Source organism: Deltaproteobacteria bacterium, assembly GCA_009930495.1.
GTDB lineage: Bacteria > Desulfobacterota > Desulfovibrionia > Desulfovibrionales > Desulfomicrobiaceae > Desulfomicrobium.
The window spans coordinates 1-15,493 of the sequence record RZYB01000050.1 but is presented as its reverse complement, the minus strand read 5'-3'; the positions used below and the strand labels follow the sequence as shown (position 1 = coordinate 15,493).

At 59.8% G+C, this 15,493-nt stretch carries 13 protein-coding genes; 6 read left to right on the top strand and 7 right to left on the bottom strand.

The window, feature by feature from the left end; all coding sequences use genetic code 11:
• Both EOL86_06375 and EOL86_06370 read left to right on the top strand, forming a co-directional pair.
• Window positions 1–221, top strand: a 221-nt coding sequence (locus EOL86_06375) for a type II toxin-antitoxin system prevent-host-death family antitoxin (protein ID NCD25200.1), incomplete at its 5' end; no start/stop codon positions are given.
• Window positions 214–477, top strand: a complete 264-nt coding sequence (locus EOL86_06370) for a Txe/YoeB family addiction module toxin (GenBank protein NCD25199.1) — start codon at window positions 214–216, stop codon at window positions 475–477. The genes EOL86_06375 and EOL86_06370, both read left to right, overlap by 8 nt.
• Window positions 478–547: 70 nt before the next feature.
• Here EOL86_06370 and EOL86_06365 read toward each other — a convergent pair whose 3' ends face one another.
• The 7 genes from EOL86_06365 to EOL86_06335 form a co-directional block, all read right to left on the bottom strand.
• Window positions 548–1,276 carry a class I SAM-dependent methyltransferase gene (locus EOL86_06365; GenBank protein ID NCD25198.1) on the bottom strand — a complete coding sequence of 243 codons (729 nt, stop codon included), beginning with the start codon at window positions 1,274–1,276 and terminating at the stop codon, window positions 548–550.
• Window positions 1,276–2,946 (bottom strand): dihydroxy-acid dehydratase, encoded by a 1,671-nt coding sequence (ilvD, locus tag EOL86_06360; protein NCD25197.1) that lies wholly within the window; start codon window positions 2,944–2,946, stop codon window positions 1,276–1,278. The genes EOL86_06365 and ilvD overlap by 1 nt, the downstream gene beginning before the upstream one ends.
• A gap of 17 nt (window positions 2,947–2,963) precedes the next feature.
• Window positions 2,964–3,836, bottom strand: coding sequence for an FtsX-like permease family protein (locus EOL86_06355; GenBank protein NCD25196.1), 873 nt, complete (start codon window positions 3,834–3,836; stop codon window positions 2,964–2,966).
• Complete coding sequence (locus EOL86_06350) at window positions 3,836–4,513, bottom strand: ATP-binding cassette domain-containing protein (GenBank protein NCD25195.1); 678 nt, start codon at window positions 4,511–4,513, stop codon at window positions 3,836–3,838. The genes EOL86_06355 and EOL86_06350 overlap by 1 nt, the downstream gene beginning before the upstream one ends.
• Entirely contained in the window at window positions 4,510–5,733 is a 1,224-nt protein-coding gene (locus tag EOL86_06345; GenBank protein NCD25194.1) for a tetratricopeptide repeat protein, read from the bottom strand. The genes EOL86_06350 and EOL86_06345 overlap by 4 nt, the downstream gene beginning before the upstream one ends.
• Window positions 5,681–6,988, bottom strand: coding sequence for a GAF domain-containing sensor histidine kinase (locus EOL86_06340; protein ID NCD25193.1), 1,308 nt, complete (start codon window positions 6,986–6,988; stop codon window positions 5,681–5,683). The genes EOL86_06345 and EOL86_06340 overlap by 53 nt, the downstream gene beginning before the upstream one ends.
• Before the next feature lie 69 nt (window positions 6,989–7,057).
• Window positions 7,058–9,292, bottom strand: coding sequence for a vitamin B12-dependent ribonucleotide reductase (locus EOL86_06335; GenBank protein ID NCD25192.1), 2,235 nt, complete (start codon window positions 9,290–9,292; stop codon window positions 7,058–7,060).
• Between the two features lie 528 nt (window positions 9,293–9,820).
• On the opposite strand from EOL86_06335, the gene EOL86_06330 reads away from it, so the two are divergent.
• The 4 genes from EOL86_06330 to EOL86_06315 form a co-directional block, all read left to right on the top strand.
• Window positions 9,821–10,573 carry a MogA/MoaB family molybdenum cofactor biosynthesis protein gene (locus tag EOL86_06330; protein NCD25191.1) on the top strand — a complete coding sequence of 251 codons (753 nt, stop codon included), beginning with the start codon at window positions 9,821–9,823 and terminating at the stop codon, window positions 10,571–10,573.
• Window positions 10,563–12,200 (top strand): hypothetical protein, encoded by a 1,638-nt coding sequence (locus tag EOL86_06325; protein ID NCD25190.1) that lies wholly within the window; start codon window positions 10,563–10,565, stop codon window positions 12,198–12,200. Before EOL86_06330 ends, EOL86_06325 begins: the two co-directional genes overlap by 11 nt.
• Window positions 12,197–15,274 carry a DNA helicase UvrD gene (locus tag EOL86_06320; protein NCD25189.1) on the top strand — a complete coding sequence of 1,026 codons (3,078 nt, stop codon included), beginning with the start codon at window positions 12,197–12,199 and terminating at the stop codon, window positions 15,272–15,274. Before EOL86_06325 ends, EOL86_06320 begins: the two co-directional genes overlap by 4 nt.
• The coding region (locus tag EOL86_06315) for a hypothetical protein (GenBank protein NCD25188.1) at window positions 15,271–15,493 on the top strand (223 nt) is incomplete at its 3' end. The genes EOL86_06320 and EOL86_06315, both read left to right, overlap by 4 nt.

Here is a 15,493-nt window from a genome sequence, read left to right as displayed (position 1 = left end):
GCCTGAAAGCCGTGATCGATCAAGTCGTGGAAGACGCGGACTATACGATAATTTCCAGACGGGACGCACCGGACGCAGTGGTTATGTCCCTGAACACATTCAACAGCCTGATGGAAACAGTGTATTTGCTGAGTTCTCCCGCAAACGCCGCCCATCTGGCCAACTCCATCGAAGAATACCGACAAGGCAAGACCGTGGAACGCGGTTTGGACGATGCCTAGCCGTCTGAGTTGGACCCTGGCCGCCTGGGAGGACTACCAGTACTGGCAAAATCAGGATCGAAAGACCGTGAAAAGGATCAATATCCTGATCCGTGACTGCATGCGTGATCCCTTTCATGGCATCGGAAAGCCCGAGCCGCTCAAGGAAAACCTGACCGGTTTCTGGTCCCGCAGGATCGATCAGACAAACCGATTGATCTATTGCGTGGACGGCGAGAATTTGGTGATTATCGCGTGCCGCTATCATTATGCGTAAAAAACACGGCGCGACAAAACCAGAAACACACATGCACACAAGCGCCCGTCTTCCGGCGGGCGCTTTTTCGTTACATCGTGGGTTCTGTGTTCCAGGCCATGAGCGGGGTTTGGGCGCGGGGCGGAGTCATGTCGACGCGGACCGCCGTCAGGGCGCCGAGGCTGGGAAAAAGGGGCAGGCTGTTCAGACGCCAAATCAGGGGAATGGGCTTCCAGGTCGCGGCCGGACCAAGCAGGATGGACCTGGCTTGGATAAAGCCGGCGGGAATATTTTTTTGGAGCAGCTGACGCATCCCGGTCCAGGTGAACCAACGCGCCGGGGCCGGGAATGATGTTTTCGAGGACAACCGCGCCGACCAGCCGTGGAGCGAGGAACGATTCAGAAAAGTGATCAAGATTCCCTTGCGCGCCACCCGCGCCGCCTCGCGCAGCACCGCTCCCGGATCGTCCATGAATTCGAGCACGGTCATGATGGACGCGTAATCGAACTCGCGATCATCAAAGGGAAGATGGTCGGCCCGGCCCAAATGCAGGTCCACCCGGCCGCCCATCTTATCCCTGGCCCGGGCCAGCAGGTCCGGATTTTGGTCCAGGCCCGTGAGGTCGAAACCACAGGACCAAAAAAAATCCAAAAAAAGCCCGGCACCACATCCAATGTCCAGAAGCTTTTGCTTGCGCCTCGGCCAGGGCGCGATCAGGCCCTGCAGCAGATGTTCTTCCTGCCGCAGGGCAAAGACGCCTTGGGAGGTTCTGGCCCACTGATCATAGCGCCGGGCGCTTTCCGTGGAATCCCAGGACATTAGATCTTGGTCACCGCGCCCTTGGCCGCCGAGGACGCCATGCGGCTGTAACGGCGCAGGATGGAGGATTTGATTTCCTTGGCGAACGGCTTCCAATTCGCCCGACGCGCGGCCAGTTCGGCCTCGTCCACCACAAGTTCGATGGTCCGGGCCGGGATGTCGATTTTGATTTTGTCCCCGTCCTGGACAAGGCCGATGAGCCCGCCCTCGGCCGCTTCCGGACTGATGTGACCTATGGCCGCGCCGCGCGTGCCGCCGCTGAAACGGCCGTCCGTGAGCAGCGCCACCTCTCCGCCCAGGCCCAGACCGGAAATGGCCGAGGTCGGCGTGAGCATCTCACGCATGCCGGGACCGCCGATGGGACCTTCATTGCGGATGACAACCACATCACCGGCCTTGATCTTGCCGCCGAGAATGGCCTCGACAGCAGATTCCTCGCCCTCGAAGACGCGGGCCGTGCCCGTGCGCTGCATCATCTCCGGGGCAACGGCCGACTGTTTGACCACGGCTCCGTCCAGGGCCAGATTGCCCTTCAAAATGGCGATGCCACCCTGCTGGGAATAGGGTTCGGCCACGGTTCGGACCACTTCCGGACGCAGAATGCGGGGTTTCAGGGCCGCGAGGTTCTCGCCCAGGGTCTTGCCGGTCACGGTCAGGACGTCGGTATTGATCCGCCCGTTGGCGGCCAGCTCGGCCATGACCGCCGGGATGCCGCCGGCTTCGTCCAAATCGGCGATGTGGTGCGGCCCGGCCGGGGACAGCCGGCACAGATTCGGCGTCTTGCGGCTGATTTCGTCAAAAATATCCAGAGTCAGATCCAATTCGGCCTCGCGGAACACGGCCGGCAGATGAAGCACGGTATTGGTGGAACAGCCCAGGGCCATGTCCACGGTCACGGCGTTGGCCACGCTCTTGGCCGTGACGATATCGCGCGGCCGGATATTTTTTTCCACCAGACTCATGACCTGCATGCCGGCATGCTTGGCCAGCCGGAGCCGGGCGCTGGTCGGTGCCGGAATGGTGCCATTGCCGGGCAGGGCCAGACCAATGGCCTCGGACAGACAGTTCATGGAATTGGCCGTGAACATGCCCGCGCACGACCCGCAGCCCGGACAGGCGCATTCCTCCATGATTTCAAGCTCGGCCTCGGTCATGGCTCCGGTTTTGACCCGGCCCACGCCCTCGAAGACCGTGATCAGATCCACCGCCTGGCCGTCGAGCTTGCCGGGCAGCATGGGACCGCCGCTGACGACGATGGACGGAATGTTCAGGCGGAGCATGGCCATGAGCATGCCGGGTACGATCTTGTCGCAGTTGGGAATAAAAACCAGACCGTCAAAAGGTACGGCCGTGGCCGAAATTTCGATGGAATCGGCGATGAGTTCACGGCTGGGCAGGCTCATGCGCATGCCCTCATGGCTCATGGCCAGACCGTCGCAGACACCGATGGTCGGAAATTCCATGGGCGTGCCGCCAGCCATGCGGATGCCGTCCTTCACGGCCTGGGCAATGGTGTCCAGGTGCATATGGCCGGGGATGATTTCATTGGCGGAGTTGACCACGCCGATAAGCGGCCGGTTCATTTCCTCGCGGGTCATGCCGAGAGCGAAAAGCAGGGACCGATGCGGTGCCCTTTCCAATCCTTTGAGCATCTTATCACTACGAGACATGGGAGTATCCTTTCTGTTTAGTTGCGCAGGGCGACCTTGGAGCTGACCACTCCAACCAGGGTCAACACGCCAACCATGGCCAGGGCGTGGGTTGCGGGAAAAAAGGAAACAGTGATCCACAATGGTGGGACGTTGAAAACATCATGCAGACCGTGCTGGGCCAGTTTCAGAAATCCCAGGGCCACGGCCGAGGCCAAAAAACCCTGAAACGCGCCGCCAACCAGCAGCGGAAACTGGATATAGGACCGGCTGGCCCCGACAAAACGCAAAATTTCCAGTTCCTCCTGGCGGACCAAAAGGGCCAGCTTGATGGTGTTGCCGACCACCAGGGCCACGACCACCAGCAAAAACCCGCTCACCGGCCAAAAGGCCATTTTGGCGAATCCGACCCAGGATGACAGAATATCCACCTGCAAGGGATTGAAGCCGACCTTGTCCACCTTGGGCAGGGACTGGAGCGTCCTAACCATGCCGGCGGCCCACTTCTTTTGATCCGTGGCCGGCATGTCGCATTCGACCAGGGCCGTGGGCGGCAAGGGGCTGCGCCCCTTGAGCCAGTCCAAATCGACGCCGCCCTGGAAGGATTCACCGAGCACGTCCAGGGCCTGGTCCGGAGTAAAGACCCGCACATTGGTCACGTGGTCCAGGGAAGACAGCTTGGCCCACGCCTCCTTGGTTTCGGCCTGGGTCGCGTCCGGACGCCAAAAAACCTGAAACTGAACATTGCCGTGCCGGGCTTCGATCTGCAGATTGAGGTTGTGCACCAAAAGCAAAAACGCTCCACCCAAAAAGGAAACCAGGGTGATGGCGGCCAGGGTCATGCACAGGGACCAGGGCGTCCGAAAAAGATCCCGGATGCCCTGAAAAAACAATCGGAAAAAAACACCCATCAGCACCTCCGCCCGGCCCCGCGCACCTCGCGCATGACCCCATCCTCGATGGCCACGATGCGGACATCGGCCATGCGCTCCAAAATTTCCTGATTGTGGGTGGCGATCATGATCGAGGTGCCGAATTTGTGGAACTGTTGGAAAATATCCATCATGCGCATGGACAGATCCCGGTCCAGATTACCGGTGGGCTCGTCGGCCAGGAGAAGTTTGGGCTTGACCACGATGGCCCGGGCCACGGCCACGCGCTGTTGCTCGCCGCCGGACAATTCCTCGCACAACACCCCGGACTTGTGGTCCAGATGCAGACTGCGCAGCACGGCCCGGACGCGCTTGTCGACGATATGCCTGGCAAGTCCCCGGACCTTGAGGGGTAATTCGACATTGGCGAACACGGTCTGGTTGGTCAGAATCTTGAAATCCTGGAAAACCACGCTCACATCCCGTCGCAAGAGATGTTTCCTGCTTTCCCCGAGGCTGTTCAAATCGTATCCGGCCACGCCCGCCCTGCCCCGTTGCACGGGCAGGGAGCCATGCAGGATGCGCATGAACGTGGTCTTGCCCGCGCCGGATGGACCGCACAAAAAAACAAATTCCCCCGGATTCATGCTGAAGGTCACGTCCTTCAAGGCCAGATGCCGGCCAAAGGCATGGGTCAATCGGGAAATAGTGATCACTTCGCGCCTCCGTTCTCCGTCTTGGGCTTCATGGCCGCGTCTATCTGGACCAAAAGGGCCTTGGCCTTTTCGAATTCCGGATCATTGCCAAGAGCGTGCAGCAATAGATCACGGGCCTTGGCGTACTGCTTGCGGTTCATATAGGCAACGGCCGCGTTGAACAGAATTTTCGGATTGTCGGGTTCCCTGACCAGGGCCGCCCGGTAAATCTCCACGGCTCGACCCAATTCGCCCTGGCGACGATACGCCACGGCCATGTTGTTCAGGGTGTCGCAATTCAGGGAAGAAAAAATATACGATCCAAACTCCCGCTGCACTTCGTCCACCAGATCCAAATCCACGTAGGCGTTCCAGATGTCCTGTTTGATCTGGTCGTTCTTGCGATCGATATTGAGGGCGGTCATGAAACGCTTGCGCGCCTCGTGCATGTCTCCCCGATGCAAATTCACCGTGCCGCGCAGCAAGTGATAGTCGGTGTTGTTGGGGCTGATGGCGATGGCCTGATCCACGGCCAGCAGCGCCTCGTCCCACATGGCCTGCCAGGATTTGACCCGGGCCAGCATTTCCCAGCCCTTGGCGAACAGGGGGGTGGTTTCAAGTATTCCGCGCAAACAGACTTCGGCCCGATCGAAATCCTTGGCGTCCATGAGCATCTTGGCCAGTTCGAAACGAATCTGGGCTCGCTTGGCCGGGTGCAATTGCTCGAAACGACGCAGCAGCTCCTCGGCCATGGCTGGATCGCCGGCTTCGAGATGGGTCCGGACTTCCGCCTTGAGCATCTCGAAGTCCTGCTCGAAGGTCCGGGAAAAAATCCGATTCACTACTTCGGCCATGGCCTTGATGGTCACGGGCTTGATCAGATAGCCGGACACGCCGAGATCCGAAGCCAGGGCCACGTCCTCGACTTCGGTGCGGGAGGTCAGAAAGACAAACGGAACCTGCTTCACGGACTCCCTGGCCCGCACGGCGCGCAGCAACCCCAGTCCGTTCAGGCGGGGCATGTTCCAATCGGAAATAATCAGTCCGACCGGATGCCGGTCGAGCTTATCCAGGGCCTCGGCTCCGTTCTCGGCCTCGACGAAGGAGGAAAACCCCAGGGCCCGCAGCAAATGAATCACCGTTTCGCGCGCGGACAAAATATCTTCGACAACCAATACGCTGATATTTTTATCCATTATCTTCCTCGGCCACGAAAAAAATAACACTGAACCGGCTGCCATGGGGCACGACGTCTTCCACCCAGATCTTGCCCTTGAACATGGTCACGATTTTGCGACAGATAAAAAGGCCCACGCCCGTGCCCTTGACCCCGCTTTCGCGGGACTTGTCGGTACGGGTGAATTTCTCGAAAATTCGCTCCTTGAAGGCATCCTCGATGCCCGGGCCGTCGTCCTCGACAAAAAACTTGAGCACGGTCTGGCTGGGATCGCCGGTCCGGCGGGACCGCCAGGTTTCCATGCCCAGTCTGATCCGTCCGTTTTCGGACGTGTATTTGACGGCATTGGAAATCAAATTCTGGATCAGATGCCCAAAGAGCACCTCGTCGCCCCAAACAAAGGAATCCAGGGCGCATGTGTTTTCGATCCGGATATTCCGGCTCTGGGCCACGGGCGATTGGGTTTCGACCTCGGCCCGGATCAGCCCCAAAAGATCCACGGGCCGGGGTTCGGCGCCCCGCTCCTGCCATTCGTCGAGTCGGGCCAGGTGCAAAAATTCATCGATCATTTCCAAAAGCTTGGACGCCCCCTTGAAGGCTGTTTCGATGATTGGTTGCTGGGATTCACTGGGACCCAGAAACGACAGGAGATCCATGTTCGAAATCACGGCCGAGAGCGGACTTTTGAAATCATGGACAACCATTTGCACCAGTTCGGTCCGCTCGGTGGAGGCGATGAGCAGCTCCTGCCGCTTGGTTTCCAGTTCCTGGGCCAGCTCCCGATAGCGCTCCTTTTCTTTTTCCAGCCGGTCCTGAACACACAGGGTCTCGATAAGGGGCGTGATCCAGCCCGCGTATTCGAGCATCACGTCCAGATCGCTTTTTTTGAACGGACCGCCACCGTCCTTGTCCGAAACATTGATGACTCCGATGACGCTTCCCTCGCCGCACAGCAGGGGCACGGAAATCAGGGACGTGGTCCGGTAGGCCGAGGTCCGACACGGAAAACGACAGTCTGCGGCGATGTCCGCGATAAGCAGGGCTTCCCCGGTCGTGCAGACGTAGCCGGAAACGCTGTCCGGAGAAAGAACCTGGGTCATGCCCACGATTTCTTCGCGGCTCGCGGCCACGACCTTGAGCTGCTGGATTTCCTCGTCATAAAGCATGACCGAGGACTGGCCGGCGCGTACCCGCTGTTGGATCAGGCGACCACCGTTGTCCAGCTTTTGGGCCAGACTCATGGACCTGCTGGCCAGAATGGCCATCATTGACTTGAGAAATTGCCCAAGGTCGGACTGAAGGGAGGTCGATATCGTCATGACGCGTCCTGGAGGGCTGGATGGGAACACGGCGCGGACCCCAACGTCCGCACCGTGAATATCAGGGCATCAGCCGCACTTGGTGTATCCGCAACTCGGGCAGACAAAGCACCCCTCCTGAAAAACCAGTTCGCCGTCGCATTCCGGACACAGGGCCTTGACCAGGGACTTGTCGTGCGGATGCGGCGCGTGGCCTTGCAGATACCGGTTTTCCAACACCCAGCCCACGGCGTCCGGAATGGACAGAAGCATGCCCTTTTTTTGGAAGACCGGATGTTCGCCACCGATTCCCTTGAGCTGCTTGACAATCTCGCGCACATGCACGCCCGAGCGCAGGGCCAGGGACACCAGACGGCCGATGGCCTCGGCCTTGGCCGTGATGGACCGACCGGAACGGCCGATGGTGGCAAAGACCTCGAACGGCCGGCCGTCGATCTCGTTCACGGTCAGATACAGATCCCCCAGACCGGTGCGGACCTTCTGGGTGAAGCCATGGACAACATCCGGCCGGTCCATGGGACGGCGATCATCCTTTTTCTCCCCGCTTCCGGAGCCGCTGCCGGTGCACAGCACCTGGATGCTCTTGCAGCCGTCGCGATACACGGTCACGCCCTTGCAGCCCTCCTCGTAGGCCATCCAGTAAATTTTATAGATGTCCTCCTGGGTGGCCGAATTGGGCAGATTCACGGTCTTGGACACGGCATTGTCCGTGTGTTTCTGAAAGGCGGCCTGCATCTTCAGATGCCACTGGGGATCGATGTCCATGGCGGTGACAAAGACATCGCGCAGATGTTCCGGCAAAAAGTCCATGTCCTGGATCGTGCCCTTGTCGATGACCTCGGCCATGAGTTTTTCCGAATAACACCCGTGATCGCGCAGGGCCCGCACAAAATGACCGTTGGCCTCGGTCAGCTTTTCACCGTCCATGACCTGGCGCACGAAGCACAGGGCGAAAAGGGGCTCGATGCCCGAGGAACACCCGGCGATGATGGACAGGGTTCCCGTGGGCGCGATGGTCGAGGTGGTGGCGTTGCGGTAGGGTCCGAGGTTCTGCGCCGGATAGATCGACGTCGGAAAGGAGGGGAACGGCCCGCGTTCCCTGGCCAGATCCTTGGACGCGGATTTGGATTCGATCTGCAAGAATTCCATCATCTGGTCCGCAAGCAGCGTGGCCTGGCTGCTGTTATAGGGCAATCCAAGCTGATACAGCATGTCCGCCCAACCCATGATGCCCAGGCCGATCTTCCGGTTGCGGCGCACGGTTTCGGTGATGCGCGGCAGGGGGTAGGCCGAGGCGTCGATGACATTGTCCAGGAAACGCACGCCAAGATGAATGACCTGCCGCAGCCGATCCCAATCCACACCGGGCTTGCCGTCCTTGACGCCCACGAATCGGGCCAGATTGATGGAACCCAGGTTGCATGCCTCGTAGGGCAAAAGAGGCTGCTCACCGCACGGATTGGTGCTTTCGATTTCGCCCTGATCCGGATTTGGATTGTCGCGGTTGATGCGGTCCAGAAAAATGATGCCCGGATCGCCGCTTTCCCAGGCCTTGCGCACCAGAAGCTCGAAAACCTGACGCGCGGGCAGGGTCTGGATCACTTCCTTGGTGTGCGGAGTGACAAGGGGGTATTCCTCGTTCCGCTCCACGGCTTCCATGAAGCCCTCGGTCAGGGCCACGGACAGATTGAAATTGTTCAGATCCCCCTCGTGTTCCTTGGCCCGGATGAATTCCAGAATGTCCGGATGATCGATCCGCAAAATCCCCATGTTGGCCCCGCGCCGGGTGCCGCCCTGTTTGACCTGCTCCGTGGCCGTGTTGAAAATTTTCAGAAACGAAATGGGGCCCGAGGCCACTCCGCCCGTGGATCCCACCCGGCTGTCCTTGGGACGCAGACGGGTGAAGGAAAAACCCGTGCCGCCGCCGGACTTGTGGATCAGGGCCGCGCTTTTCACGGCGTCGAAAATTTCGTCCATGGAATCGCCCACGGGCAGGACGAAACAGGCCGCTAGCTGCCCCAGCTCCGTACCGGCGTTCATCAGGGTCGGCGAGTTGGGAAGAAAATCATTTTCGACCATGAGTGTGTAGAAGGTCCGGGCCAGCTTCTCCACCGTCCATGGGGATTCGGGATAATTGGCTTCCATGGCGGCGATGTTCGCGGCCACCCGCCAGAACATTTCCTTCGGGGTTTCAACGGGCTTCCCGTCGGGGCCTTTGCGCAGGTAGCGTTTCTTGAGCACCACCTCGGCATTGGGATTGAGCACGACATCGGGCAAATCGGCCGGTATGGTCATAACGTCCATGGATTCCTCGCTTTCCTGGGATTTATATCGGAGATGTTGAAATAGTTGGATTCTTTTTGGAAAGCAGTCTTTCTACTGGACTTGGGCGGTGAGTTCAATCTCGGGAAATCCGGGACAATGCCAATCGTTTTTCCAATAGAAAGAATATATGAGAATTGTTGGATATTATTAGGGCTGAAGGTTTGTGTCTATGTGGCGTAACATGCCAGAATAAGGATCTATTTTTGAGTATCCTGGAGTAACCTTGAAGCACGTCCGGGAACAGATTCCCGAATGCGGACACGAGATGGGAACAGGAGAACATCTTGCGAACAATGTTTTGCACAGGTGTTTTTTTATAGGGCAATAATCTGGAATAAAAGAAGAAAAAATGAAAATTGCAGCGGTTGGCGCCTTTTTGAAAAAGACGGCGTGGTCCGCGATGATGGCCTTTTGTGGTCTGAAAAGGGGAACATTCCCCGTCGGGGCGCGTGGTGACAAGCCGTGCTGGCTTTGGTAGGCGTTGGCTGAATTTTTACGGGAGGGCGTATGCCGAGGGTGTGTTCAAGGGATGGAATGCGGGGAGACGTTTTGCTGACCGTGGGCGTGGAGCATGTTTTGGCTGGCGGAGTGATCCAGGATTCATCCAGGCTCCGTAGCGGCGATATCCTCGCTGGCGAGGCCGGACGGATCCAGCTGGTCAACCGTCTGCGCCTGCCCGCCCAGGGCTGCCTGTGTCCGGCCTGGACGGGCAGGGTGCTCTCCGGGGAGTTCGCGGCCGGGGAACGGGAATGCGTTCTGGAGCGGTCCGGGTTTTCCCTGGCCTGGATCACCCTGAGCGACAAGGGAGCGCGTGGGGAACGGGAAGACCTGAGCGGTCCGGCCATTCGCGACACCGTGGCCACGGCCATGGATCTTTGCCTGGCCACGGGCGTGATCATTCCCGACGAGCCACTGCTCCTCAAGGAAACCCTGGTCGAGTTCTGTCTTGGCCACGCCTTCGACATGGTCTTCACCACCGGCGGAACCGGTGTCGGGCCGCGCGATATCACTCCCGAGGTGACCCTGGCCTTGCTGGACAGACGCTTGCCGGGATTTGAACGGGTCATGACCGCGGTGTCCGTGGCCAAGACCCCGCATGGCATGATTTCCCGAGCCGTGGCCGGAACCATGGGGGATGCCGTGGTCGTCAACCTGCCGGGCAGCCCCAAGGCCGTGCGGGAAAATCTGGGCGCCATCCTGCCGGCCCTTGGGCACGCCATCGAAAAACTTCAGGGAGACACCAGGGACTGTGGACAATAACGCGGTTTCGGCCTTTTCGTCCGTCCTGAAGTCTTACCTTGTCAAATCGTCCATGATCCGTCTCGGGATCATGGTCTTTCTTCTTATTCTGGCCGCTTCCGAATGGCTGGGGCTTTCCGATCCGGAACTGCGCTTCAAGCCCTGGCGACAAATCCTGTATGTTGTTTTTTTCCTGGTCGGGTTTGGATGCAACCTGTCCTATTTGTTGTGGCAGAATGTTTTGCTCCGCCAAGGCTTTTTTTTCCATTTTCAGCTCGCCTTCGATGTCGTCCTGACCACGACCTGGGTTTTTTTGACGGGTGGCATTCTCAGTGTTTTTTTGTTCATATATATCCTAACTATTTTTTTTTACGGGAAGTTTTTACAGTTCAAGGTAATCGTGGCGACAGTTGGCCTGCTCTGCCTGATTCTTTTCGGCATTTCCTGCGTGCAGTTTTACTGGCCGTATTTGTGGGGGGAGGAGCACATCCGGGGATCGGACATCGCCTACAGTTATAGTCTGTTCACGTTGGCCGTGTTCTTGGTGGCCGCCTTGGTCGTGGTCGGAAAAAGAGAAGAGAACAGGCTGGCGTCCACGGTTCTGGAGCAGCAGGCGGCCTTGCGCCGGGCCGAGGAATTGCGTTTCCGCATCGTGGATTGGATGGATTCCGGATTGATGACCCTGGATCACGCCGGCCGGATCACGACCATCAACAGACGGGCCTTGCGATGGATCGACGAGGAAGACCGGGGCAAGGTCCTGAACCAGTTTTTCGGACGGTTTTTTCCGGAATTCGTGCCCTGCTGGACGAACAAGGACGGGCAGCGCGCGCTCCGCGACACGGTGGCCAGCCCGGAACGGAAAATCGTTTTCGGGTTCAAGCTCACGGAACTTCCCGAGGCGCATGGATGGCTGGTCCTTTTTTCGGATATCACCGAAATCCGCGCCTTGGAAAAACGGGTTCAGGACATGGAAAAAATGGCCACGGTCGGAGAGTTGGCCGCAGGTTTGGCCCATGAATTGAAAAATCCCCTGGCCGGGATCAAGACCAGCCTGCAACTTTTGCTGGGCGGAGACCTGGAGGCGGATCAGGCCCGGCGGCTTTCGGCCGTCATCGTCCGCGACATCGACCGCCTGGATTTTTTACTCAAGGATTTCCTGGTATTCGCCAGACCCAGATCCGCCGCGCCCATCGCCTTGGATCTGGCCGGGGAGATGGAGCAGGTGCTCATGCCGTTGAAGCTGCGCCACCCCGGCGTGGGCCTCGAGGTTCGCGTCGGAACCGAGCCCCTGTTGTTCGACCGCGACCATTTTCACCAAATCGTCCTCAATTTGTGCGTCAACGCCTTTCAGGCCCTGGACGGCCGGGACAATGCCAAAATCACCATTTCCGACGTGACCGAAGGCGGGCGCCGACGGATTGTCATCGCCGACAATGGACCGGGCATTCCGCCGGAAATCCTGGTTCGCTGTTTCGATCCCTTTGTCACCTCCAAGGCGGTGGGCACGGGGTTGGGCATGTCCATTGCCCAGCGTTTGGCCGCCCAGAACGAGGCCTTTATCGACGTTGACAGCGATCAGACCGGAACCAGGGTCTCCCTGATCCGGCAGACTCCGGAACAGCATTCGGACAAGGATACTTTGTGACGACCTATACCGCCGATCTGCATATTCATTCCAAGTTTTCCAGAGCCACGAGCAAGCACCTGACCCCGCGCCATCTGGCCGCCTGGGCCGAGGTCAAGGGCGTGGACGTGCTGGCCACGGGCGATTTCACCCATCCGGGATGGATGGAGCTGATCCGGGCGGAGCTGGTCGAGGACGAGGGCGGACTGTTCCGTCTTGGGGACACGGCCGGGCTGAACGCGGAATTGCCCTGGCTGACCCGTGAGCTGACCGGTTCGGCCCGTTTCGTGCTTTGCACGGAAATCAGCTCCATCTATAAAAAAGACGGCAAGGTCCGTAAAAATCACAACTTGGTCTTCATGCCGAACCTGGACGCGGTCGAACGCCTGAACCGCAAGCTGGCCCAAGTCGGCAATCTGGCTTCCGACGGCCGTCCCATTCTGGGCCTCGATGCCCGCGATCTGCTGGAAATGGTGCTGGAAACCCACGAGGAAGCCTTTCTCGTGCCGGCCCATGTTTGGACGCCGTGGTTTTCCCTGTTCGGCTCCAAATCCGGGTTTGACAGCATCGAGGAATGCTTTGGAGATCTGGCCTCGGAAATTTTCGCCCTGGAAACAGGCCTGTCCTCGGATCCGGAAATGAATTGGTTGTGGAGCGCCCTGGACCGTTTCACCCTGGTCTCCAATTCCGACGCCCATTCCGGCGAAAAGCTGGCCAGGGAGGTCAATGTGTTTTCCGGGGAGAAGTCCTACACCGGGATGCGCCTGGCCCTGCGCCGCGAAGAGGGACCGACCCGGTTCGCCGGAACCGTGGAGTTTTATCCCGAGGAAGGAAAATACCATCTCGATGGGCACCGTAAATGCGGCGTGTTTCTGGAGCCACGGGAAACGGCCACCTATAACGGAATTTGTCCGGTGTGCGGCAAGCCCCTGACCATTGGCGTTCTCAATCGCGTTTTCGAGCTGGCCGACCGGCAGGTTCCCCAGCGGCCGGCCCATCAGCCCGGATTTGTCTCCCTGGTGCCGCTCCCGGAAGTCTTGGGCGAAATTCTGGGGGTTGGGCCGGGTTCCAAGAAAGTCACGGCCATGTACACCCAGCTGCTGCGTGAGTTCGGTTCGGAACTGGACATTGTCCGCACCGTTCCGCCCGAGGCCCTGCGTCGTTCTTCCCGCCTCGTGGCCGAGGCCGTGCGGCGCATGCGCCAGGGCCTTGTCCACCGCGAATCCGGCTATGATGGGGAATATGGGCGCATCCGCATGTTCACCCCGGAGGAACTGCTCGAATTGCGGCACGGCCGCGTGTTGGCCGTGCCCGGTTGTGGAATCCAGCCCAAGGCGGACCAGGACTGGCGCGTGGCTGTCCGGCCCACGGCGGCCGCGGTATCCGAGGACGCGCCGACAGAACCCAACGAAGCCCAGCGCGCGGCCGTCCTGGCTGGCCCTGGTCCGGTTCTGGTCCTGGCCGGCCCCGGCACGGGCAAAACGCACACCCTCATGGCCAGGGTGCGCCATCTGCTCGATCAGGGCGTTGATCCTGGCCGCATGCTTGTCGTGACCTTTACCCGCCGCGCGGCCCGTGAACTTCATCAGCGTCTGGCCCGGCTCTGTCCGGATGGCGTCCTGCCCAGGGCGGACACCCTGCACGCCCTGGCCCTGGATCAGTGGACCTCGGCCAGGGGCCAGGCTCCGACCCTGCTGTCCGAGGAAAGCGCCCGTCGGGTTTTTGCCGTGGCCAACCCGCACCTGCGGGGCAAGGCCCTGAAAACGGCCTGGACCGAACAGGCCCTGGCCAGGGAGGCCGGAGTCGCCGTTCCGGACGACGCCACCCGCCGCTATCAGGAGCAAAAGACCTTGTGGAATCTGGTGGACTACACCGATTTGCTCGAATTCTGGGCCAAGCGGGTCAAATGGGCCGGTCATGTTTCGGAGCACGATCATGTGCTGGTGGACGAAGTCCAGGATCTTTCGCCCATGCAGCTGGATCTGGTCCTGGCCTTGGCCCCGGAGAACGGGCGCGGATTTTTCGCCATCGGCGATCCGGATCAGGCGATTTATGCCTTTCGGGGCGCGGTTCGGGACGTGGAGGCACGTTTGCTGGAACGCTGGCCCGAGACACGGCGCATTCGCCTGATCGAGAATTACCGCTCGGCCCAGGATATTTTGACCGTGAGCGGGGCCTTGTTTCCGGGTCGGGATGCGCTGGTCGCCCGGAAAAGCCTGCCCGCCTCCCTGGCCCTGTTCGAGGCTCAGACCGGAGACCAGGAAGCGTCCTGGGTGGCCGGGCGGGTGCGCGAACTGGTGGGCGGCACGGGTCATTGGCAAGCCGACTTGGGCGGTCCCCAAACCATGGGGCCCGGTGACATCGCCGTGTTGGTCCGTTTCAAGGCCCTTGTCGGTCCGCTTGAACGGGCCTTGCAAAACGCGGGCATTCCGGTGTCCGCGCCCGAATCCGAAGCCTTTTTTCTGGATGACCGTGTTGTTTTGCTGCTGCGTTTGGCTTCGAACATGCTTGGAATGCCGGACACCGGAGGCGCCGATCTGCCCCCGTGCCCGGAAGAGGTCGTTCGGGACGGTCCCAGGGCCATGGCCGTCCATTTGGCCGAAACCGCGCCTTTTGACCGCGTTTTTTGGACAACCAGGGCTTTCGTGGAATTGGAAAAATCATTCCGTGCCCTGGGTGGCTGGCGCGAGGTGCTGAACATGGTCCAGCTGGAAACGGATCTCGGAGAGGTCCGCTCCAAGGCTCAAAAGGTGCAGATCATGACGTTGCACGCGGCCAAGGGACTGGAATTCGAGGCGGTCTTTCTGCCCGGCCTGGAGGAGGGAATTCTGCCTTTCGCCGGCATGGACGCCCTTCTGAACGCGACCGCCGGAAGCACGGCCGATCCGGACGAAGAGCTGCGCCTGTTTTATGTCGGTCTGACCAGGGCCAAGCGTCTTCTTTTTTTGAGTCATTGCGCTGGACGCAAAATTTTTGGCAAGAGCCTCCGGCTCGGGCCCTCCTCCTTTTTGTCCCGGCTGCCGCTCGCATTGATCCACAAGACAGCGCTCAAATCCCGGGTACGGCGTGGCGAACGCCAGTTGAGCTTGTTTTGACGCCTTTGTTTCGTTTGGCCGCACCGTCCTGTGTCATTCCGGACCGGGTTGGCCCCAATTGCGTTGTTTTGGCGGCCATGGTCCGGGAAGTCGGGTTCATGCTCCTCGAAACCCAGGGTTGTCTGGAATATGATGAGCAGGATCTGCCGGCCGAGCTGGCGGATCTGGATCTGTCCTATCACGCGCACCTGCCCGTGGACCTGCCCTGGACGCGTGGTG